At 54.6% G+C, this 21,721-nt stretch carries 18 protein-coding genes; 16 read left to right on the top strand and 2 right to left on the bottom strand.

Features of this window, described 5'->3' with window-relative positions:
* Positions 1–73 precede the first annotated feature (73 nt).
* Positions 74–1,720, bottom strand: coding sequence for a (Fe-S)-binding protein (locus AN477_RS25510; RefSeq protein WP_245631851.1), 1,647 nt, complete (start codon positions 1,718–1,720; stop codon positions 74–76).
* On the bottom strand, positions 1,704–3,128 hold the full coding sequence (locus AN477_RS15680) for an FAD-binding oxidoreductase (protein WP_425388192.1): 1,425 nt from the start codon (positions 3,126–3,128) through the stop codon (positions 1,704–1,706). Before AN477_RS15680 ends, AN477_RS25510 begins: the two co-directional genes overlap by 17 nt.
* 101 nt (positions 3,129–3,229) lie before the next feature.
* On the opposite strand from AN477_RS15680, the gene AN477_RS24615 reads away from it, so the two are divergent.
* The 16 genes from AN477_RS24615 to kal all read left to right on the top strand — a co-directional run bounded on the left by AN477_RS24615 (position 3,230) and on the right by kal (position 21,717).
* Complete coding sequence (locus tag AN477_RS24615) at positions 3,230–3,475, top strand: hypothetical protein (RefSeq protein WP_157062003.1); 246 nt, start codon at positions 3,230–3,232, stop codon at positions 3,473–3,475.
* Between the two features lie 255 nt (positions 3,476–3,730).
* The gene (locus AN477_RS15685) at positions 3,731–4,456 is read left to right on the top strand and encodes a FadR/GntR family transcriptional regulator (RefSeq protein ID WP_054970104.1); all 726 of its coding nucleotides are present in this window, start codon (positions 3,731–3,733) and stop codon (positions 4,454–4,456) included.
* A gap of 538 nt (positions 4,457–4,994) precedes the next feature.
* Complete coding sequence (locus tag AN477_RS15695) at positions 4,995–5,891, top strand: substrate-binding periplasmic protein (RefSeq protein WP_054970106.1); 897 nt, start codon at positions 4,995–4,997, stop codon at positions 5,889–5,891.
* A gap of 168 nt (positions 5,892–6,059) precedes the next feature.
* On the top strand, positions 6,060–6,713 hold the full coding sequence (locus AN477_RS15700; protein ID WP_054970107.1) for an amino acid ABC transporter permease: 654 nt from the start codon (positions 6,060–6,062) through the stop codon (positions 6,711–6,713).
* Positions 6,714–6,721: 8 nt separating this feature from the next.
* On the top strand, positions 6,722–7,471 hold the full coding sequence (locus AN477_RS15705; RefSeq protein WP_054970184.1) for an amino acid ABC transporter ATP-binding protein: 750 nt from the start codon (positions 6,722–6,724) through the stop codon (positions 7,469–7,471).
* Positions 7,472–8,944: 1,473 nt separating this feature from the next.
* Positions 8,945–10,963 carry a (Fe-S)-binding protein gene (locus AN477_RS15710; RefSeq protein WP_054970108.1) on the top strand — a complete coding sequence of 673 codons (2,019 nt, stop codon included), beginning with the start codon at positions 8,945–8,947 and terminating at the stop codon, positions 10,961–10,963.
* A 73-nt stretch (positions 10,964–11,036) separates the two neighbouring features.
* A complete protein-coding gene (locus tag AN477_RS15715) occupies positions 11,037–12,233 on the top strand; it encodes an acetyl-CoA C-acetyltransferase (RefSeq protein WP_054970109.1) in 1,197 nt (398 codons plus the stop codon).
* A 231-nt stretch (positions 12,234–12,464) separates the two neighbouring features.
* Complete coding sequence (locus AN477_RS15720; RefSeq protein ID WP_054970110.1) at positions 12,465–13,322, top strand: 3-hydroxybutyryl-CoA dehydrogenase; 858 nt, start codon at positions 12,465–12,467, stop codon at positions 13,320–13,322.
* A 221-nt stretch (positions 13,323–13,543) separates the two neighbouring features.
* The gene (locus AN477_RS15725) at positions 13,544–14,362 is read left to right on the top strand and encodes an enoyl-CoA hydratase-related protein (protein WP_054970111.1); all 819 of its coding nucleotides are present in this window, start codon (positions 13,544–13,546) and stop codon (positions 14,360–14,362) included.
* A 28-nt stretch (positions 14,363–14,390) separates the two neighbouring features.
* Positions 14,391–15,539 carry an acyl-CoA dehydrogenase gene (locus AN477_RS15730; protein WP_054970112.1) on the top strand — a complete coding sequence of 383 codons (1,149 nt, stop codon included), beginning with the start codon at positions 14,391–14,393 and terminating at the stop codon, positions 15,537–15,539.
* 73 nt (positions 15,540–15,612) lie between these two features.
* Positions 15,613–16,761 (top strand): acyl-CoA dehydrogenase, encoded by a 1,149-nt coding sequence (locus AN477_RS15735; RefSeq protein ID WP_054970113.1) that lies wholly within the window; start codon positions 15,613–15,615, stop codon positions 16,759–16,761.
* Positions 16,762–16,933: 172 nt separating this feature from the next.
* Complete coding sequence (gene meaB / locus AN477_RS15740; protein WP_054970114.1) at positions 16,934–17,899, top strand: methylmalonyl Co-A mutase-associated GTPase MeaB; 966 nt, start codon at positions 16,934–16,936, stop codon at positions 17,897–17,899.
* 213 nt (positions 17,900–18,112) lie between these two features.
* Positions 18,113–18,727 (top strand): DNA-directed RNA polymerase subunit delta, encoded by a 615-nt coding sequence (gene rpoE / locus AN477_RS15745; protein ID WP_054970115.1) that lies wholly within the window; start codon positions 18,113–18,115, stop codon positions 18,725–18,727.
* A 126-nt stretch (positions 18,728–18,853) separates the two neighbouring features.
* Complete coding sequence (locus AN477_RS15750; RefSeq protein ID WP_054970116.1) at positions 18,854–20,482, top strand: CTP synthase; 1,629 nt, start codon at positions 18,854–18,856, stop codon at positions 20,480–20,482.
* 414 nt (positions 20,483–20,896) lie between these two features.
* Complete coding sequence (locus AN477_RS15755; RefSeq protein ID WP_054970117.1) at positions 20,897–21,256, top strand: response regulator; 360 nt, start codon at positions 20,897–20,899, stop codon at positions 21,254–21,256.
* A 41-nt stretch (positions 21,257–21,297) separates the two neighbouring features.
* Positions 21,298–21,717: a 3-aminobutyryl-CoA ammonia lyase gene (kal, locus tag AN477_RS15760; protein ID WP_245631852.1), complete on the top strand. Its 420-nt coding sequence runs from the start codon at positions 21,298–21,300 to the stop codon at positions 21,715–21,717.
* Positions 21,718–21,721 lie beyond the last annotated feature (4 nt).

Genomic DNA, 21,721 nt, shown 5'->3' on the forward strand with positions numbered 1-21,721 from the left:
TGAGTTCCTTTAAAGTAGCCGGGTTCGCGCTCCGTACAGGTCGGCCACAGCCCGGGCGCGCTACAGCCACCGGCTACAGCGCCCGGTCGAGCAGCTCCATGATGTGGACCGCCTCAACGTGATCGGACAAACCAGCCCGAATAATCCCCTGGCGCATCTGCAACAGGCATCCGGGGTTGGATGTGACAATGACATTTGCCTTCGTGTCCACGACTTTACCCATCTTATCGTCGAGAATCTTCATCGACAGGTCAAAGTTTGTGATGTTGTATATTCCGGCAGATCCGCAGCACTGATCAGCCCCCGGCAATTCCACGTACTCTACGCCCGGCAACTGGCGAATCAGCTCGCGAGGCTGTTTCCAAATCCCCTGGCCGTGCCGTAAATGGCAGGAGTCCTGATAGGTGACCCGCGCATGGACTTCCTTTGTGAACGAAATCTCAGGCAGCTTCGCGAGCAGCTCGTTTGCATCCATGAGCTTGGCCACGAACGCTTTGGCTCGTTCACTCCATTCGGGATCGCCCTCGAACCAATGGCCGTATTCGCGGAGAGCCGCGCCGCATCCGCCTGCGTTGTTCACGACGTAGTCGATGCCTGCCTTCTCGAAGGCCGCGATGTTGCGCTTGGCGAGGTCAAGTGCACCCCACTGCTCGCCGGAGTGTGCGTGCAGAGCGCCGCAGCAGGCCTGATCCTCCACGAATACAACCTCGCACCCAGCCTTGGACAAAACGCGCGCAGTCGCCTCGTTTGCCTCAAAGAACATCACATCCATCACGCAGCCCTTGAACATGCCAACGCGAATCGTTTTCGATCCGATCGAGCCGTCCATCGAAGCCCCAGTTGAGGCCCCGGCCGGCACACTCGTTGCGGCTCCCGCGGTCACCACACCCGTTGCTGCTGATGCAACCCTGGTGCGATTCGCCGCGCCTCCACCGGCAGTCTGCATTACACCTGCGGCCGAAGCAGCACCCGATGGCGGCACAACAGTCCGGCGCTTGCGACGTGCAGCGGGGGATGCCACCTTCGGCACCGCCTTTTGCATTTCCGCCATCGACCGTGGCAGGATGCGCATCAGACCCGTTTTGTCGGCGAGCTTCTGCAACCCCAGGGTTTGTGCGGCCCAGAGCACAGTTCCCATTTTCTCGATCCGGCTGGGATACAAAAATATCCGTCGAAACACGAGGTTGCGGACAAAAGACTCTTTCGCCGTCCTCTTCACGGTATGTTTGAGCGGGAGTGTGCCCGTCGCAGCTCCGTTCGCTGTGATGGCGTCTGCAGCAACCTGCAGACTGCCGCCCTGAGCCGTTGCCACAGACGTCTGATCGCTTTGCGTATCGGTGGTTTTGGAGGCGTTCATGGACTTGACTGTTTCAATGGCGTCACGCGCGTTTTCTACGAGTCGTCCGTATTTCACGCCGGCCGGGCAAGCCGACTCACAGGCCCGACACCCCAGGCACAGGTACATGTTGTCTTCGAAGTCTTGGTCTATGGCCAACTGTCCTGTGGCTATGCCTTTCATCAACGCGATCCGTCCGCGCGGGCTGGCGTATTCCTTGCCTGTTTCGCGGAAGGTCGGGCATGCGGGGAGACAAAATCCGCAGCGCATACAGTTCATGATCTCGTTCATGTCAAACTGCGGCACAAACGAATCAGCAGACTCAGCAACCGGGGCCTGATTCGACAGTTCCTTCGTCATCGTGTCTTTAGTGGACGTGCTCATGAGTTCCAATCACCACCCTGCGACGCGTATCCTTGGCGAACATCTTGCCCGGGTTCATGATCCCGAGCGGATCGAACGCCTGCTTCACACGCTTCATCAATTCCAAACCTTCGTGGCCAACCTTCAACTCGAGGTAGCGCGCCTTTGCGAGTCCGACACCGTGCTCGCCAGTGACTGTGCCGCCGAGCTTGATGGCCGCGTGGAAAATCTCCTCAAACGCCTGCTCGACCCGCTCAATCTCTTCTTTGTCCCGCTCGTCCGTCAGGCACGTCGGGTGGAGGTTACCGTCTCCGGCATGGCCAAAGGTGCAGATTTCCACGTTGTACTTCTTCGCTATGGCGTTCACCTGCTCCACCATCTCCGCGAGTTTTGCGCGCGGTACGGTGGCGTCCTCGAGAATCGTCGTTGGTCGCACACGGGCAAGCGCGCTCAGTGCCGCACGCCGGGCGGTCATCAGTTCATCGCCCTCCTGCGGAGTAGCGGCCATCCGAACCTCCACCGCGCCTGAGGACCTGCATAAGCTGGCGATCCGCTCGATGTCCTCCTCGACCTGCAGCGTCGACCCGTCCTGCTGGATGAGCAGCATGGCCTCCATATCGAGGGGGAGACCGATGTGGCTGAAGTCTTCGACGACATGCATCGTACCGTGATCGAGAAACTCCATCGAAGAAGGAAGAATCTTCGCTGCGATAATGGCAGAAACGGTCTTTGCCGCATCGACCAGGCTCCGGAAATAGGCGACGAGGGTCTGCGTCGATTCAGGGAGCGGCAGCAGTTTCGCAGTGATCTCGGTAATCACAGCCAAGGTCCCTTCCGATCCGACGAGCAGCCGTGTGATATCGTACCCGGCGACGTCTTTCGCATTTTTGCCGCCGAACCGGACGACCGATCCATCAGGAAGAACCGCCTGCACACCCATCACGTAATCCTTCGTGGTTCCGTACTTCAACCCGCGCATACCGCCGGCACACTCTGCCACGTTGCCGCCGAGGGTGGAGACGCGCATGCTGCCGGGATCGGGCGGATAAAAAAGTCCTTTGGCCTCTACGGCCTTGTGCAGGTCTGCCGTGACAAGGCCAGGCTGAAAGGTTGAGGTGAGGTTATCTGTGTCGATCTCCATCAGCTCGTTCATCCGGTTCAGGTGCAGCACAATGCCGCCTTCGACCGGCACCGTACCGCCAGACAGGTTGCTGCCTGCGCCTCTTGAGACAATCGGAATTCGATGTTGACTCGCGAGTTTCAAGATGGCGGCAATCTCTTCGGTGTCGCCGGGTTGGATGACGAGATCGGGCATTGATTGATACAGCGGCGTTGCATCATAAGAGTACGAAAACCGCTCTTGTATGGAGTCGAGCACATAGGTATTGCCGACGATTTCCCGAAACTGCCGGATCAGGCTTTCATCCACTTTCATCGCTCCTTGCGTTCGAATGTCAGCGTTTGCTCGTTGGGTACGGCGCCTGTTTCACTGATATCATCAGGTCATCAGAGATATCATCAGGTCATCAGATGAATTATGTAAGAACACTCTATCACAGTGACGGGAAAGTGTGTAGAGTATTGGCTGTGAATGGGCAGGTGCAGGCTGCAAGGGCACAGGGGTATAACGTGCAAGGTGGAGGATGGAGGGTGCAGGGTGCAGGGTGCAAGGTGCAAGGGTATAAGAGAAGATATTTCCCCTATTACAAAAAGGCTGGTAAAGCCGATTGGATAGCGGACGAAACGTCCGCTATCATCCGAATTTCAGTGAATTAAGGGAAGAATTAAGGCCAGAGCGGCAAATTTGGGCCTTAATCGAAAGAGGTTTCCTGAGAATGAGGCCATAGAGGAAATTTTGGGCGTTGTCGAGATATACTGGAGTGGGTATGTGGATGGTTTAACGGTGTTTGCGGGCGTTAATGACTCACGAACGGAATGTTTGTACTCTAGCTTCCGTGCGGGGGATTTTCGTCTCTGTGCACAGCGCCGCCTGTTACTGACGGGCTGATGAATAGAAGGAGTATGGTCTAAATGGGTTTAGTCCGGAAAACGTCTGAAGTTGTGGCAGACGATTTGGAGAGACAGATAAGCGACGGGTCCCTCAAGTCGGGTGATCAATTGCCGACAATTGATCAGTTAGCGATCCAGTACGGCGTCGGCAAGTCCACCATTCGTGAAGCCATCAGTCAGCTGAAGGCTCGTGGACTGGTTCAACCCCGGCAAGGGGAGGGAACATTCGTCACGCCGAACGCAAACGATGCTTTGCAGCATGCGAATCATGCCTTAGGCAATATCCCGTTAGCCTTAACAGGGAACCCTGAAGAACTAATTCAGTTGCTTCAGGTGAGACGACTCATTGAGGGTGGATGTGTGGTGGCAGCGGCTGAGTCTGCAGATGAAACGGATATGCTGCGGATGGCGAATATCGTTCACAAGATGCAAGACGCTGTTGATAATGAGGAGATGAGTCGACTCTACGATATACAGTTTCACATGGAGATTGCGAAAGCGTCCAGGAATCCGTTTCTGCTGAAGATCATGGAGACCATCTCGGAGGCCTTGAATCAGACCATTCGCGATTCGAGATCGCTGTGGTTGTACAGGGGGCAGCAGCAAAACCACCAGCTCTACCTCGATCACCGGAGCATCTACGAAGCCATTCATGATCGGGATGCTGCTCTCGCCAAACAGCGGATCGAAGCCCATCTCGATAATGTGAGTGCAGCACTAAAGGAGTACTTAAACGCGAGTATATGACCTGAGCACCTGACCTGAGCATTCCCACCCAAGTAGTCACCCGCTCGCATGACGAGACTTCAGACGCCAAACGGGTAGGAGCAAGGCAGCCCTTTAAACCGTTCACCGCCAGGGCAACCCTTGCCTATCCCTATCCCTATCCCTATCCCTATCTCCATCTCCATCTCCATCTCTTGGCCGACCCCCACAACACCTTCGTCTTCTGTGTTCTTCAATGGTGTCTTATTTATGCGGAAAAATGAATATATACAGACAACTTCACCTTGTTCACGCTTCTCATAAATCAACGAATCATAAGTGTTATTCATTCTTAAATCAATATTCCGCCTATTTTATCTGATTGCATATTTATACGTTAAAACTATTGACATATACGGTACTGCGGATTTAATCTAGGATTCATTCACTTCCGCGTGCCGCCTTGAGGCTGGCACACTGCTTGTTCGCTGGTCAGTCGCTGATCAGCCAATCCATGCAAGTTAACCAATGACAGGTATAAACACAACATGATCTGACAGACAGGAGTTGTCACTTCCCAATGAAAAACATCAAGCAAAAGTCGATTTTATCCACAATGGCAATGGGCGGTATTGCAGTTCTTCTCGTCGCAGGCTGCGGCACAACGGCTGGCAACAACACAACCAATCCGACAACGGGCCAGGGTGCAGGCAATACCACCTCATCCGGAAGCGCAGCATCGACCAAGAAGATCAGTGCCATCAATGTTACCGCGACGGCCAACCCCAATGCGGAGCCGAAGGCAGGCACTATCGTGATCGGCACAGATGATACTTACCCGCCAGATGAATACACCAATGCGAGCGGCCAACTGCTTGGTTTTGATGTCGATCTCGGTGACGCCCTCGGCCAGGTCCTCCATAAAAAGGTCATTTGGAAGCCGACTGCATGGGACGGAATTATTCCAGGACTTGAAGCCAACAAGTATGACGCCATCATTTCATTCATGAACGTAACACCGCAGCGTGAGCAGCAGATCCAATTTATCCCGTATGGAACTTTTGGACAGGTCATCGTGACCAAAGCCAATTCCTCTGCACCCATTACGACGCTGAACGACCTCAAGGGCAAGAAAGTAGGTGTTCAGATTGGAACAACCAGTGAGGATGCCGTAAAGAAGGTCGGCGGTGCCATCATTAAGGAATACAACACATTCCCTGACGCGCTCAACGATCTGGCAAACGGCCGCATAAATGCCGTCGTGGTGGACGAGTCTGTCGGACGATATTACATGGCAAAAGACCCAGGTGTGTTCAAAGTGGCTGGACAACCTTTTGCGTCTGAACCAGTCGGTATCGGTTTGCGTAAGAACGAAACGCAACTTGACCAACAGCTGCAACAGGCTTTGAACACTCTGAAGCAAAACGGAACATACAACAAGATCTACACCTACTGGTTCGGAGCTCCGAGCAAATAAGCGGTGCGAGCAAGCAAGTTAGCAGATGATTGTTTGAGAAGACCGCGGGGTAAGTACTTCAACATACAGAGAATCGTTCCAAACAGGAGTCATGCTGGACAAGCATGACAGCAGACAAGCATGAAGCCAGACAACAGAGTACTCGCAACGTAGAAAGGATTTTCACGGATGCAATTTGTGAATTACGCCATCGAATATCTCCCCCTGCTCTTGCGGGGGGCTTTGGTTACACTGGAACTTACGGCGCTCGGGGTGTTGTTCGGCTTGGTGCTCGGCGTTATCGCCGCATTAGGACGCATTTCACACTTTTGGTTGTTTAATGTTCCGGCCAGGCTCTATACCTGGATCATCCGAGGAACCCCGCTTTTGGTCCAGATCTTGATCATCTACGTGGGGTTGCCGTCACTTGGCATCACGTTGCCTCCATTTCCGGCCGCAGTCATCGCACTGAGCATCAACTCCGGGGCGTATATCACCGAGATCATCCGAGCGGGAATTCAGTCCATTGATGTAGGGCAAATGGAGGCATCACTGTCACTGGGGATGACGTATGGAAAGGCGATGCGACGCATCATTTTTCCTCAGGCCTATCGTCGCTTACTGCCGCCCCTTGTGAATGAGTTTGTCGCTTTACTGAAGGACTCGTCATTGGTATCGGTGATCTCAATGGAAGAACTCCTGCGCCGAGGCCAGGAGATTTACACCGCCAACTTCAAGCAGATGCAGACGCTCATCCTGGTGGGCATTCTCTACCTGATTATGACCAGTATCTTCGTGCTGGTTGCCAATCGACTTGAAAAACGCCTGGCGGTAAGGGGATGAGCGGAGGCATGAGCGAACAGAACATCGTTGTCCGTGCTCTAGATGTTCACAAGGCATTCGGTGCATTGCGTGTCTTAGAAGGTGTGACTGTCGAGATCGATCGCGGTGAGGTGCTCGCCATCATCGGCCCGAGCGGATCGGGCAAATCAACTTTGCTTCGCTGCTTCAACGGCCTGGAGGAAATCCAAGGTGGGAGTGTTGAGATTCTAGGGACTCCGCTCAGCCTCAAACCTCGCCGATTGGCAAAACAGCGTGAGAAGCTGGGCATGGTGTTTCAGCGATTCCACCTGTTCCCGCATCTGACGGCTTTCCAGAATATTATCGAGGCACCTATCCACGTTAAGGGTGTGTCGCGGAAAGAGGCGGAGCGGATCGCGTATGAACTGCTCGATAAGGTAGGGCTTCGCGACAAGGCGAACGTTTACCCGTCACAGTTGTCCGGCGGACAGCAGCAGCGCGTCGCCATTGCTCGGGCACTAGCGATGGAGCCGGACGTGTTGTTGCTCGATGAGCCGACTTCCGCGCTCGATCCGGAGCTAGTTGGCGAGGTCCTCCAGGTGATTCAGCAACTCGCGCAGGAAGGCATGACGATGGTGCTCGTCACGCACGAGATGGCGTTTGCTCGCAAGGTAGCGGACAGGGTCATTTTTATGGAGGGTGGCGTCATCGTCGAAGAAGGGGCACCGGAGGAGATGTTCACCCGGGCGAAATCGCCGCGGACGCGCCAGTTTCTGCAGCAGGTGATGCACGAGGAATAAGGGTTTGTCGTCCAATGAGGAACAAGGGTGTGGCCAGCCACTTAACCACGCCTGAGTCGGTTCGTTAAGTCGCTCCGAGCGACTTAACTTCCGAATTTGAGTGACCTTAGTCGGTGACACCGACTTAACCTCGCCCACTCGGCATCGTTCCGGCCTGCTTAGTCGGCTTCAGCCACTTAGCCAGGCCTCAGTCGGTTCGTTAAGTCGCTCCGAGCGACTTAACTTCCGAATTTAAGTGACCTAAGTCGGTGACACCGACTTAACCCCGACAACTCGGCGCCGTTTCGGCCTGCTTAGTCGGCGTCACCGCCTTAACCGCGACAACTCGGCATCGTTCCGGCCCGCTTAGTCGGCGTCAGCCACTTAGCTAGGCCACAGTCGGTTCGTTAAGTCGCCCCGGGCGACTTAACTTCCGAATTTGAGCGACGTAAGTCGGTGACACCGACTTAACCCCGACAACTCGGCGCCGCTTCGGCCAGCTTAGTCGGCGTCAGCCACTTAACCACGCCTGAGTCGGTTCGTTAAGTCGCTCCGAGCGACTTAACTTCCAAATTTGAGCGACGTAAGTCGGTGACACCGACTTAACCCCGACAACTCGGCGCCGTTTCGGCCCGCTTAGTCGGCCTCAGCCACTTAACCACGCCTGAGTCGGTTCGTTAAGTCGCTCCGAGCGACTTAACTTCCGAATTTAAGCGACGTAAGTCGGTGACACCGACTTAACCCCGACAACTCGGCGCCGCTTCGGCCCGCTTAGTCGGCCTCAGCCACTTAACCACGCCTGAGTCGGTTCGTTAAGTCGCTCCGAGCGACTTAACTTCCAAATTTAAGCGACCTAAGTCGGTGACACCGCCTTAACCCAGTCAACTCGGCACCGTTCCGGGCTGCTTAGTCGGCCTCAGCCACTTAATCAGGCCTGAGTCGGTTCGTTAAGTCGCTCCGAGCGACTTAACTTCCGAATTTAAGCGACGTAAGTCGGTGACACCGACTTAACCCCGACAACTCGGCGCCGCTTCGGCCCGCTTAGTCGGCCTCAGCCACTTAACCACGCCTGAGTCGGTTCGTTAAGTCGCTCCGAGCGACTTAACTTCCGCATTTTAGTGAGGGTGTCGCACGTTACGTTGGTTGGAGCCCATGGACCTCTAGCCGGCACCCCAATTATCCTATCCCCGCGCCCCATCCTAGTTCAGCTACCAGCGGACATTCCCAGAAGTTTTGATTTCCCCATCCAGCCCATTCATGGTATCTTAGACTTGTGACAGGGTGTGTACGGTTTCATGGCGAGGGTCCTCCTCGCATAATGTGATTGTGTCCACCACTTCTTTTTTCTCTATGTAGAACCGACCGGTCGGTCGATAGTTTTTTCAAAGAAACATCCCGGTGTCACCTGCAGCAGCATGTAAGAGGTTTTAGCAGCAAGACAAGATCTTCACACGTCTTCACCGCATCTTAGTGGACATGGAGGGGTATTGCGGTATGTGGTTCATCATTCAAGCCGTTCTATTCGTACTCATTTTTGGCGCGGCCCTTTACTCGTTCGGCTACGCCATCGCGCAGCGCGTTCGCTACCTTACGTTGGCGTCACGCGAGGACAGCCGGCTCGATCGCAAAGGCGACCGGTTCATGAGCTTCGTCAAGTATGTGCTTGGCCAGCGCAAAGTTATCGCTGAGCCGTCAGGCCTCGGTCACTTCTTCATCTTCTGGGGCTTTCTTGTTCTCGTCTTTGGCGATCTCGATTTCATCATCTACCACCTGACCAACTGGCACCTGCCATGGGCAACCGCACCAGCGTACCTGTTCATTCAGGAGTTGTTTTCCGCGTTTGTCTTGGTGTCGTTGCTTGTAGCTGGGTTGCGCCGGTTCCTGTTCAAACCTATGCGCCTGTCTAAATCAGTCGAAGGCGGCGCAATTCTCGGTCTCATCGCCACCATCATCATCACCTATTATCTCGCGACCGCAGCCGACATGGCGCTGGCTGGCACGCATCCAGGTTGGGCGTCTCCGATTATTAGTGCCATTTCAAGTGGATTTGCGGGGATGTCGACGACCGGTCTATGGGTGATTCGTGAAGTCTTCTTCTGGATTCACGTTTTGTGCCTCTCGACCTTCCTGTATATCATTCCGCGGTCGAAGCACTCGCATATGATTGGATCCATGTTCAACTGGTACTTCCGTCGTCTCGATTCACCCGGTAAACTCCGTAAGCTCGATCTCGAAGATGAGTCCATCGAAGAGTTCGGTGTTGGTCGGATTGAGCAGTTTACATGGAAGCAGTTGCTCGATGGCTACGCCTGTACCGAGTGCGGCCGCTGCCACGTTTCCTGCCCGGCCACGCTGAGCGGCAAACAGTTGTCACCGAAGTACATCATCCTCAAGATGAAGGATCAAATCAACGCTGCCGGCCCAGGCATGCTGGCAAAAATGGCTGCCGGCGCAGAAGATATGACCAGTGAGAACCTGTTTGAAGCTGGCGTGTTCACCGAAGAAGAAATCTGGGCCTGCACCACCTGCCGCGCTTGCGAAGAAGCTTGCCCGGTCGCCAACGAGCACGTGCAAGCCATCGTAGACATGCGTCGCAACCTTGTCTTGACAGAAGGCAAGACGAGCCCGGAAGTCACCAAGGTATTTTCGAACCTCGAACGTCAGTCGAATGAGTGGGGTATTAACCGGCGCGATCGCGCTCTGTGGGCCAAGGACCTTCCAGTCAAAACGATGGCAGAGGTCGAAGGCAACGCAGAGTACCTGTTCTTCGTCGGTACGGCAGCATCGTTTGATCAGCGCAACCAGAAAATTGCGCAAGCCTTCGCGAAGGTTCTCCTCGCTGCTGGCGTTGACTTCGCCATCCTTGGCCAGGAAGAAGAGTCTGATGGCGATTCCGCTCGCCGCCTCGGCAACGAGTTTCTCTATCAGGAGTTTGTCGAGCGCAACGTCGAGATCTTCAAGGAATACGGCGTGAAGAAAATCATCACAACGGATCCGCACGCATTCAATACCTTTAAAAACGAGTATCCCGATTTCGGTTTCGAGGCGGAGATCTTCCACAGCACACAGTTTGCTGCGAAGCTCATCTCCGAAGGTAAGCTGAAACCGAAACGTGCCGTGAATGAGACGATTACCTACCACGACTCGTGCTACCTCGGCCGCTATAACGATGTGTACGATCCGCCGCGTTACATCCTCGAATCCATCCCAGGTCTGAAGCTTGTGGAGATGGAGCGCAGCCGCAATAAGAGCATGTGCTGCGGTGCAGGCGGCGGTGGCATGTTTAAGGAAGAGACAGGAACGCGTATCAACGTGATGCGCTCCAAGCAAGCCATCGATACCGGGGCAAGTATCATCGGCACAGCCTGTCCGTACTGCATGACCATGATGATCGATGGAACCAAGGCAAACGGGAAAGAAGACGATGTCAGCACGTATGACGTCATCGAGCTGCTCGCGATGTCGATTGAAGACGAGGCAATGCATCAACCAGAAACTGCAGCTGTGAACTAAGGAACCGTAACCAGAGTGAAAAATCAAAGGCACCGGCGCAGGTCGGTGTCTTTGACCTTGGGAGGAATAAAAAATGTCCACGAATCCAAGACAGTCTGTCATTGTAAGCGCTGCCAGGACGCCGTTTGGAAAGTTCCAGGGCGGGCTCAGCAGTAAGAAAGCCGTCGAACTTGGCGGCACAGTGATTCAGGCAGCCATGCAACGTGCCGAGGTCCGACCTGAAGAAGTGGAACAGGTCATTATGGGTCAGGTGCTCCAGGGTGGATCCGGTCAAATTCCATCGCGTCAAGCAGCCAGGCTGGCCGGTCTCCCTTGGGAAACGCCCAGTCTGACTGTCAATAAAGTGTGCGCATCAGGCCTGCGGGCAGTGACGCTGGCTGACGCTCTGATTCGAGCAGGGGACATTGACGTGGCAGTCGCTGGCGGCATGGAGAGCATGTCGAATGCACCTTATGCCATTCCGGGTGCACGAAACGGTCTGCGGATGGGGGACGGCGCAATCATCGATCTCATGATCCATGATGGACTCCAGTGCGCCTTCCACAATGTGCATATGGCCGTTCTTGGAAGCCGAGTCGCCGGGGAGTACGGGATCTCTCGCGAAGCACAAGATGAGTGGGCCCTGCGTTCTCATCAACTGGCTCTCGCTGCCATTCAGTCTGGGAGGTTTGCAGAGGAGATCGTGCCGGTGGAAGTAACGGATCGCAAGAAGGGAACTATCATCGTCGATACGGACGAAGCCCCGCGATCCGATACGTCACTCGAAAAACTTGCCTCCCTGCCGCCTGTGTTCACGAAGGACGGCAGTGTCACGGCCGGGAACGCCCCTGGTGTGAATGACGGTGCGGGCGCCCTTACAGTCATGTCGGCCGAGTACGCCGAAAAGACGGGGCGTAAACCGCTCGCCTACATCAAGGGATACACCGAGGTTGCGGCGGAGGCAGCGTACATTGCGACAACCCCGGGACTTGCGATTGAGAAGCTGCTGAAGAAAACAGGGTATCAACTGTCCGACATCGACCTGTTTGAGGTTAACGAGGCGTTTGCTGCGGTGACGCTGACGTCCGGACAGATGATCGGCCTCGATTACAGCAAGGTGAACGTAAACGGCGGTGCAGTAGCGCTTGGTCACCCGATTGGCGCGAGCGGTGCACGCATTCTAATGACCCTTATCTACGAGCTTCGCCGTCGCGGTGGCGGACTTGGCATTGCGGCCATCTGCAGCGGTGCCGCGCAAGGCGATGCCGTGCTCGTCGAGGTTCCGTCCTAAGTCGGTGACATTCCGTCCTTCGGAGTTGACCTTCAGCCGCAGGTCGGTGAAGTTCCCCTCTTAAGTAATTGAGGTGTGGATACAAAATACGAAAGAGCATCACCAATTCAGGCAATTCCGCATGTTTTTCCATTGCATGATTTCGTGCCGATAGGGCTTTGCTTCTTGTTACAATGGTGCATGGAACACTTGTTGATACGGACTAACATTTGCAGTGAGGAGTGGAGAAATATGGCACTTACCGTAAACAAGCTCATGGTTGTCGGGGCTGGCCAGATGGGCAGCGGCATTGCACAGGTCGCTGCGGAGGCTGGACTGAAGGTTTACCTGAATGACATCAGTGAAGAGTACGTCAACCGCGGGATCGCGAACATCACAAAAATCCTCAGCAAGAACGTAGCAAAGGGTCGCATCACTGAGGCGGAGAAGGACGAAATCCTCGCTCGCATCACTCCGTCGACGTCGCTGTCAGATGCGTCATCCTGTGACATGGCGGTAGAAGCAGCAACGGAGAACATGGAGATCAAAACGCAGATCTTCAAGAATCTCGATGCTGCCCTTCCGACCGATGCAATTCTCGCTTCAAACACATCTTCGCTCCCAATCACTGAGCTCGGAGCAGTGACAAACCGGCCGGATAGAGTGATTGGCATGCACTTTATGAACCCGGTGCCGGTGATGAAACTCGTCGAGATCATCCGGGGACTCGCTACATCAGACGAAGTGTATGACACGGTGCACGCCTTGGCAGAGCGGATGGGCAAAGTGGGTGTGTTGGTGAACGACTTCCCTGGCTTTGTCTCCAACCGGATTTTGCTGCCGATGATCAACGAAGCTATCTACTGCGTCTACGAAGGGGTTGCCACTCCGGAAGCCATCGATGAGGTCATGAAGCTCGGCATGAATCACCCGATGGGGCCGCTCACGCTGGCTGACTTTATCGGTCTCGATACTTGTCTGGCCATCATGGAAGTGCTGCACGAAGGGCTCGGGGACTCGAAATACCGGCCGTGCCCACTGCTTCGTAAATACGTCAAGGCTGGTTGGCTTGGCAAAAAGACGGGTCGCGGATTCTACGTGTACGAGTAAGGTTGTGCAGTCAGCGGGTGCTTGAACATCCGCAACAGGCTTTCGACGCAGCCTGCGCTTAACTTAAGAGGCTGTGAGCCACTTCAGTCAGAGTCCGAGCCCCACCCCATGAACCATAAACCATGGATCATAAGCCATGGACCATGGGCTATGGACTCTCGAATCTAAGCGGTACAGTTGAAACCTAAGCAAATGATTCTCTGGTGAGGTGATCTTACGCAATGGCGAACCGTGAACTTGTCGACCTTCAGGTCGAAAACCATATTGCAACCTTGACGTTGAAGCGTGAAAAACAGTTGAATGCACTGAGTCAACAGTTACTGACCGACTTGAATGATGCGCTCGGCGAGATCGAGCAACGAATGGAGCAACAAGACGAGATCCGTGTCGTCCTTCTGACGGGTGCAGGCAGAGCTTTTGCAGCAGGCGCGGACATTGCCCAGATGAAGGACCTTTCTGCACCTGTGGCGGAAGCGTTTGCAAGACTGGGTCAGCAGGTCTTCTCAAGGCTTGAACAGCTCGCAGCGCCGACAATTGCACTCGTCCATGGATATGCACTGGGCGGTGGGATGGAGCTTGCGATGGCTTGTGACATCCGCATTGCGGCGGAAGGAACAAAGTTTGGGCAGCCGGAAGTCACACTGGGGGTCATCCCCGGTTTTGGCGGCAGTCAACGATTGCCCCGGATTGTTGGGCAGGGCAATGCACTCCATCTCCTGTTGACAGGCGATTCGATCGATGCCGCAGAGGCGTATCGCATTGGTCTTGTCACGCAGGTCGTGCCCCTCGACGAGTTGACCACTGCCGGACACAAAATTGCTGCGAGACTGCTTGAACTAGGCCCCACAGCTTTAGCGGGAGTGAAGCGTGCTGTATATGAAGGTGCTGAGCTCAGTTTGGAAGCTGGTCTCGTTTACGAGGCCGCACGATTTGGGATGTGCTTTGCGGGTGACGAGCAACGCGAGGGTATGACTGCGTTCGTCGAGCGCCGCAAGCCGCAGTTTGCGATCAGTGCCAAGCCCGACGGACAGCAGCAATGACGGACAGCAGCAATGAGGTGACGGAGCCATGAACTTCGAACTGACCCAGGAACAACGTGAGATGCGCGAACTTGTGCGCCGATTTGCCAAGGAAGAGATCATGCCACGCGCAGCGGAAATTGACGAAACGGACTCTTTTCCGCGCGATCTCGTCAAACAGATGGGCGAACTCGGCCTCATGGGATTGCCCATCCCGGAAGAGTATGGCGGCGTTGGTGCCGATTTTGTCAGTTACATGCTGGCGATTGAGGAGATTTCCTACGCTTCTGCCACGCTCGGTGTCATCCTGGCGGTGCATACCTCCGTCGGATCGTTTCCTATCCTCTACTTCGGCACCGAGGCACAAAAACAACACTATCTGCCGAAATTGACCTCGGGTGAGTACATCGGCGCCTTTGCACTGACAGAGCCGGACGCCGGGTCAGACGCCGCGAGCATCCGCACGCGCGCAGTTCGTGACGGCGACCACTATGTGCTGAACGGCAACAAAGTCTTCATCACCAACGGCGGCGAGGCGGACGTCTATTGTGTCTTCGCAGTCACCGACCCCAAGCGCGGCAACCGCGGCATCACTGCATTTCTTGTCGATCGCGATACACCAGGCTTTCGCGTCGGCAAAAAGGAGCGGAAGATGGGGTTGAACGGATCGGCAACGGCGCAGCTTCACTTCGAAGATGCTAAGGTCCCCGTGGAAAACCGCCTTGGGCAGGAGAACGAGGGCTTTGTCATTGCCATGCGGTTGCTGAACGGCGGTCGCATCGGCATTGCAGCGCAGGCACTCGGCATTTCTCGGGCAGCCTTTGACGCAGCCAACCGCTACGTTCGCAGCCGCAAGCAATTCGGCCAAGAGGTCTTTCAATTTCAGGGTGTACAGTTTATGGTTGCAGATATGGCGACCAAGATTCAAGCCGCAAGGTGGCTCGTTTACCACGCGGCGCAGCTCAAAGAGGAAGACCGGGACTGCGCCCGCGAAGCGTCGATGGCAAAGGTCTTTGCCACCGACACTGCGATGCAAGTCACGACGGACGCTGTGCAGCTGTTCGGCGGTTATGGATATGTGAAAGAGTATCCTGTTGAACGATATATGCGTGATGCAAAGGTTACGCAGATTTATGAGGGAACCAATCAGATTCAGCGGATCGTGATCGCCCGTCATCTCGACGTCCCGACGATTTAGCCGGCCAGGGCACCGTGCCGCTGTCGACCTGGCTTATCCGACCAAACGATAGAAATGGAGCGTGCTGATAGAAATGAAATTCACACTCGATCAAGAACACGAACAACTACGCAGATTGGTCCGCGACTTTGCAGATCGCGAGGTGGCCCCCGGGGCTGCAGAGCGTGACGAGTCCGAACACTTTGACCGCGGACTGTTTGAGAAAATGGCGGAACTTGGCTTGACGGGTATCCCTTGGCCGGAGGAGTACGGCGGCGCTGGAATGGACTTCCTTGCCTACGTCATTGCTGTTGAAGAGTTGTCCCGCGTCTGTGCCTCGACAGGTGTCGTGCTGTCGGCGCACACGAGTTTGGCAGGCTGGCCGATCTATAAGTTTGGCACGGAAGAGCAGAAACAGAAGTATCTTCGCAAGATGGCAGAGGGCGAGTGGCTCGGTGCCTATGCGTTGACGGAGCCTGGGTCTGGATCGGACTCCGGTGCCATGCGCACTACGGCGAAGCTGGATGGCGACCACTATGTCCTCAACGGCAGCAAGGTGTTTATCACAAACGGTGGTGCAGCAGACGTGTACGTTGTCTTCGCGCTCACCGAACCGGAGAAAAAAACGCGCGGTGTCACCGCGTTTATCGTAGAAAAAGGGATGCCGGGCTTCTCAATTGGCAAGAAAGAAAAGAAGATGGGCATCCGCGCTTCCACAACGGTTGAGCTGATTTTTGAGGACTGCCGCGTTCCCGTTGAAAACCGTTTGGGAGACGAGGGGTTCGGGTTCAAGATCGCGATGATGACCTTGGATGGCGGCCGCAACGGCATTGCAGCACAAGCGGTCGGTATCGCACAAGGCGCGTTTGAGCAGGCACGAGACTACGCGAAGCAGCGCGTACAGTTTGGCAAGCCTATCTCTGATCTGCAGGCGATTCAGTTTAAACTCGCCGACATGGCCACAAAGATTGAGGCGTCGAGACTCCTCACGTACCAAGCGGCCTGGCTCGAGTCGAGCGGTCTGCCGTACGGACAGGCCTCTGCCATGAGCAAGGTGTTTGCTTCCGACACCGCGATGGAAGTGACGACCGAAGCGGTGCAGGTGTTTGGCGGCTACGGATTTATTCGGGAGTACCCGGTTGAGCGGATGATGCGTGATGCGAAAATCACGCAGATTTACGAGGGTACGAACGAGATCCAACGCATGGTGATTGCTCGGCACATCCTGACACAGCAAAAGTAAGGATTGTGACGGTCGATCCCGATGTTGGTCCACCTGGTCCACCTGGTCCTCCAGGGCTGACGTGGGGTCAGATGGGTCCGCATGTCGGTCCACCTGGTCCGACATGATCACAACAACGGCCTTACGGGGTAATGATTCCGGCGGTGACTATCGCTTCGTGGAGGTGGACGCTTTGCATCCATTGGTGTCGCGCATTTTGCGGGGCGACATTCGCGCGGTCGCAAGAGCGATGACGCTCGTTGAAAATGACCATCCGGAGAAACGTCAATTGCTGCAGGGTCTCTACCCCTATTCCGGGCGAGCGCATCTGGTGGGGATCACCGGATCGCCCGGGGCCGGCAAGAGTTCCTTGGTCGACGGATTGATTGCGCACCTGCGCGGTCTTGGTCTCTCCGTTGGCGTATTGGCTGTCGATCCGTCGAGCCCCTTCACTGGCGGCGCACTCCTCGGCGACCGGGTGCGGATGACGAGACACAGCGAAGACAAGGGCGTGTATATCCGAAGTATGGGCAGCCGCGGGACGCTTGGGGGCCTCGCCAAGGGATCCCGGGAGATGCTGTATGTGTTCGAAGCCTTCGGTTGCGATGTGGTTTTGCTCGAGACCGTCGGCGTTGGACAGGCCGAGCTCGACGTCATGTCCGTGGCGGATACAATTGCACTGGTGCTCACGCCTGGTGCGGGGGACGGTGTGCAGACTGCCAAATCTGGCATTATGGAAATCGCGGATGTGTTTGTCGTCAACAAGTTTGACCTGCCTGGTGCTGAGGCCCTTGTGCGTGAGATTCAGATGATGTTGATGGACAAGTCCTCTTTTCGTGAGGATTGGCAGCCCCCGATTGTTCGGACCAAGGCGGCGCACGGAGAAGGCATTCCTGAGATGTGGACAGCGTTCGAAAGCCATCGACATCATCTCAAAACAAGCGGGTTTTGGAAGGCGCGACGCAAAGAACGGCACAAGCGAGAGACGCTGCAACTCTTGCAAGGACACCTATCGAGGTATGTGGAAGACCGCGCAGACACCGATTTACGTTGGCAACGAATCTTGGAGGATGAAACACAACTTGATCCGTACCGGGCCCTCGATGAGCTGCTTGTCGACCTGCCGTGGTTGACGAATCTTGGACGAGACGCAGAATAGCCGATTCAATCTCGGTCGACTTTCAGACGTTGTGGGTAAAAATAGCCTCTCGTGCGTTGCTGTCAGGATTGAAAATGGGCCTCTCATGCGTTGCCATCAGGGTGGACATCGTGTACGATGGACGCGCGAGTTTCCATATTGTGCAGGCCGTGTGCTATAATCCTTCTTATTTGCCACGGCGGGTTTTGTACCTGGTCTGAGGGAGGGTATCTCATGACAGCTTCACTTTCTAAGAGTGCTGACGAAATTCAGCAATTACCTCTGGTGGAGATTGCATACGAACTGTTAAAAGCCAAGAAAGAACCGATTTACTTCCGTGACATCATGGAAGAAATCCGTACACTTCGCGGCATGACTGAAGAAGAAGCGATGGACGTCATTGCACGACTGTACACGGAAATCAACATTGATGGTCGGTTTATTCACCTCGGACAGAATGTCTGGGGCCTGAGACGCTGGTACCCGGTTGAGAAGGCCAACGAACGTCCGCAGTCGAGCAAGCGTTTCGTTCGCAGCAGCGGCGACGCCTTCAGTGATGATGATGAGTTACTCGATGATTATGACGAAGAAGAGGACAGCATTGCTGAAATCGGCGAGGCGGAAGACGACACCGAAGACGGCGATGACTACGATAAGCTCAACAGCGACGACGATTTCGATGAAAATGACGACACCGAAGACGCCGACGACGACTTCGATGGTGATGAAGACAGTGATGTCGAAGAGGATATAGAGGATTCCGACTTCGCGGATGAAAGCGATGATGAACCCTATCCTGACGACGAGCTTGATGACTCCAATCCAGATGATGAGGATGACGATCGGTAATGTCTACTCGTCCCACACCATCTGTGGTATAGTAATTGGGGCGAACGAACAAAACTTGCGTTCTGGGTCCTCCAGAACGCTGTTTTTGTGCGGTCTTTGGTTTGGAATTGACGAGGAGGAGCACAGATGTCCAAGTTTATCTTTGTCACCGGTGGTGTAGTCTCGGGGCTCGGCAAGGGAATTACAGCTGCGTCTCTTGGGCGGATTTTAAAGAACCGGGGATTCCGGGTAACGATACAGAAATTCGATCCGTACATCAATGTTGATCCAGGGACGATGAGTCCGTATCAGCATGGTGAAGTGTTTGTCACCGTCGACGGTGCAGAGACTGACCTTGATCTTGGTCACTACGAGAGATTTATCGACAACGAGCTGACGCAAGACAACAACGTGACGAGCGGCAGAATCTACTGGTCTGTCATCACGAAAGAACGCCGCGGTGATTACTTAGGTGGAACCGTACAGGTTATACCTCATATTACCAATGAGATTAAGGATCGCATTCTGCAGGCTGCAACACCAGAAACGGACTTCGTCATCACCGAGATCGGCGGTACGGTAGGCGACATTGAGAGTCTGCCATTTCTTGAAGCCATCCGCGAGATGAAAAGCGAAGTCGGCCGTGACAATGTGCTCTACATTCATGTCACCTTGATTCCGTACCTCTCTGTCAGCGGTGAAGTAAAGACCAAACCAACGCAACACTCGGTTGCGGAACTGCGCAGTATTGGTATTAATCCTCATATCATTGTCTGTCGTACCGAAGTTCCTTTGAGTCTGGATGTAAAGCGCAAGATTGCGCTCTTCTGCGATACAGATATAGATTCCGTGGTTGAAGCCAGGGATGCCGAGGTGCTGTATGAAGTGCCGTTGCTCCTCCGTGAACAAGGCTTCGATGACACTGTACTTCGTCATCTGAAACTTGAGGCACCTCAGCCGGATATGACTGAGTGGTGCAAGATGATTAACCGCATCAAGACCTTGCAACACCAAGTCCGGATTGCAGTAGTCGGCAAATACGTCGCCCTCCAGGACGCTTACGCAAGTGTGGCAGCGGCGCTCCAGCACGGCGGCTATGAAAGTGACACATCAGTGGACATTCTCTGGGTGCAATCCGAAGATGTGACTGCAGAGAATGTGGAAGAACTTCTCTGCGGGGTGGATGGTATTCTCGTGCCTGGCGGTTTTGGCGATCGCGGTATTGAAGGCAAAATCATCGCTGCCAAATACGCCCGTGAACACAAGATTCCGTACTTCGGAATTTGTCTCGGCATGCAAATCGCCGTGGTTGAGTTCGCTCGTCACGTTGCGCAAATGCAGGGCGCGCACAGCAGCGAGTTTGATCCGGAAACATCCTATCCGGTCATCGACCTGCTGCCTGAGCAGAAGTTCGTCGAGGAAAAGGGTGGCACGATGCGCCTTGGCGGGTACGAATGCAGTGTCGTACCAGGCACGCATGCAGCTGAGGCCTATGGTAAGGACTCGATTGTCGAGCGCCACCGTCATCGCTTTGAATTCAACAATGACTACCGCGAACAACTCGTTGACGCGGGTCTCATCATCAGTGGGACATCACCGGATGGCCGCTTGGTTGAGATGGTTGAGGTGGCTCAGAAGGAACATCCGTGGTATGTTGCCGTGCAGTTCCATCCGGAGTTCACGTCCCGCCCGAACCGTGCACAGCCGCTGTTCCGTGACTTTGTTGCGCACGCACTCGCTTATCAGCAGGGTCATTTACACCAGACTGCTCGATAACCCAGGCGTTTCAATAAACGGCATTTCTCGATAAAAGCAATTTTTAATCAACGGCGTGAGCAATCTCAACAGAAGATGATTCGATACGAAAACGGGAGCCGAGGCTCCCGTTTTCTATGTGCAATGGTTTTTTCATGCGTCTTCCAAACATTGCGTGTGAAGCGCGGGGGCCGGCTCGCCGGCAGGAGAATTACGAACTTTTAGCGAAAGATATACAAGACGGCGGTACAGACTTGCATCAATACGTTTCACTCGTGCTTAAATGTTTCCAGAGGCATTTATCGAGAGCGCTGAACTGCACCACAACGCGCTTCAGCATCACACTAACTGTCTGTGATACCGCATACAAACCAGCAGCCCGTTTGACCATGAGCAACTCACTGACCATGGAACGGCTCCAAAGGAGGAGACAGCTTGGAGAAGAAAGTACTGATTGTTGACGATCAATTTGGCATCCGTGTACTACTGCAAGAGGTACTGTCACAAGAGGGTTACACCGTGTCCCAAGCACCCAATGGCCAAAAAGCGTTAGAGTTGGTCAAGGCCGACAAACCAGATCTAATTTTGCTGGACATGAAGATTCCGGGCATGGATGGCCTTGAAATTCTACGAAATATCCGCAAGATGGAGGTAGACACCAAGGTCATCATGATGACAGCTTATGGCGAACTCGATCTCATTCAGGAAGCCATGGAGATGGGGGCCTTGGCCCACTTCACCAAGCCTTTCGACATCGACGAGTTGCGTCAGGCTGTACGGGCACAACTGCAATAATTGAGCAACACCAAGATGAGTACCCTGCTGGGGGTGTACGAATGATGGATGAAGGCAGACTAGACGGCAGTTGGGAAGTTACCATTCGGTTGCGGATGAGCGAACACGATGCACATTATGGGGGTCGCCTTGTTGATGGTGCCCGAATGCTGGGCCTGTTTGGCGATGTCGCGACTGAGCTTTTGATTCGTCATGACGGAGATGAAGGACTTTTTGTGGCATACGACTGTGTGGAGTTTAAGGCACCTGTGTATGCCGGGGATTACATTGAAGCGAAGGGCCGCATCACGAAGGTTGGTCGAACATCTCGGCGAATGGAATTTGTGGCGATGAAGGTGATTGAGGCCAATATCGATCCCGCTGTCCCCTCCGCTGCCAATGCCCTCGACCCGCCAGTGCTTGTTACATACGCCAGTGGCACCTGTGTTGTGCCGCTGGATAAACAACGGATCGACCACTGATTTC

This window comes from Paenalicyclobacillus ferrooxydans, from assembly GCF_001399675.1.
In the GTDB taxonomy this organism is placed as follows: domain Bacteria; phylum Bacillota; class Bacilli; order Alicyclobacillales; family Alicyclobacillaceae; genus Alicyclobacillus_B; species Alicyclobacillus_B ferrooxydans.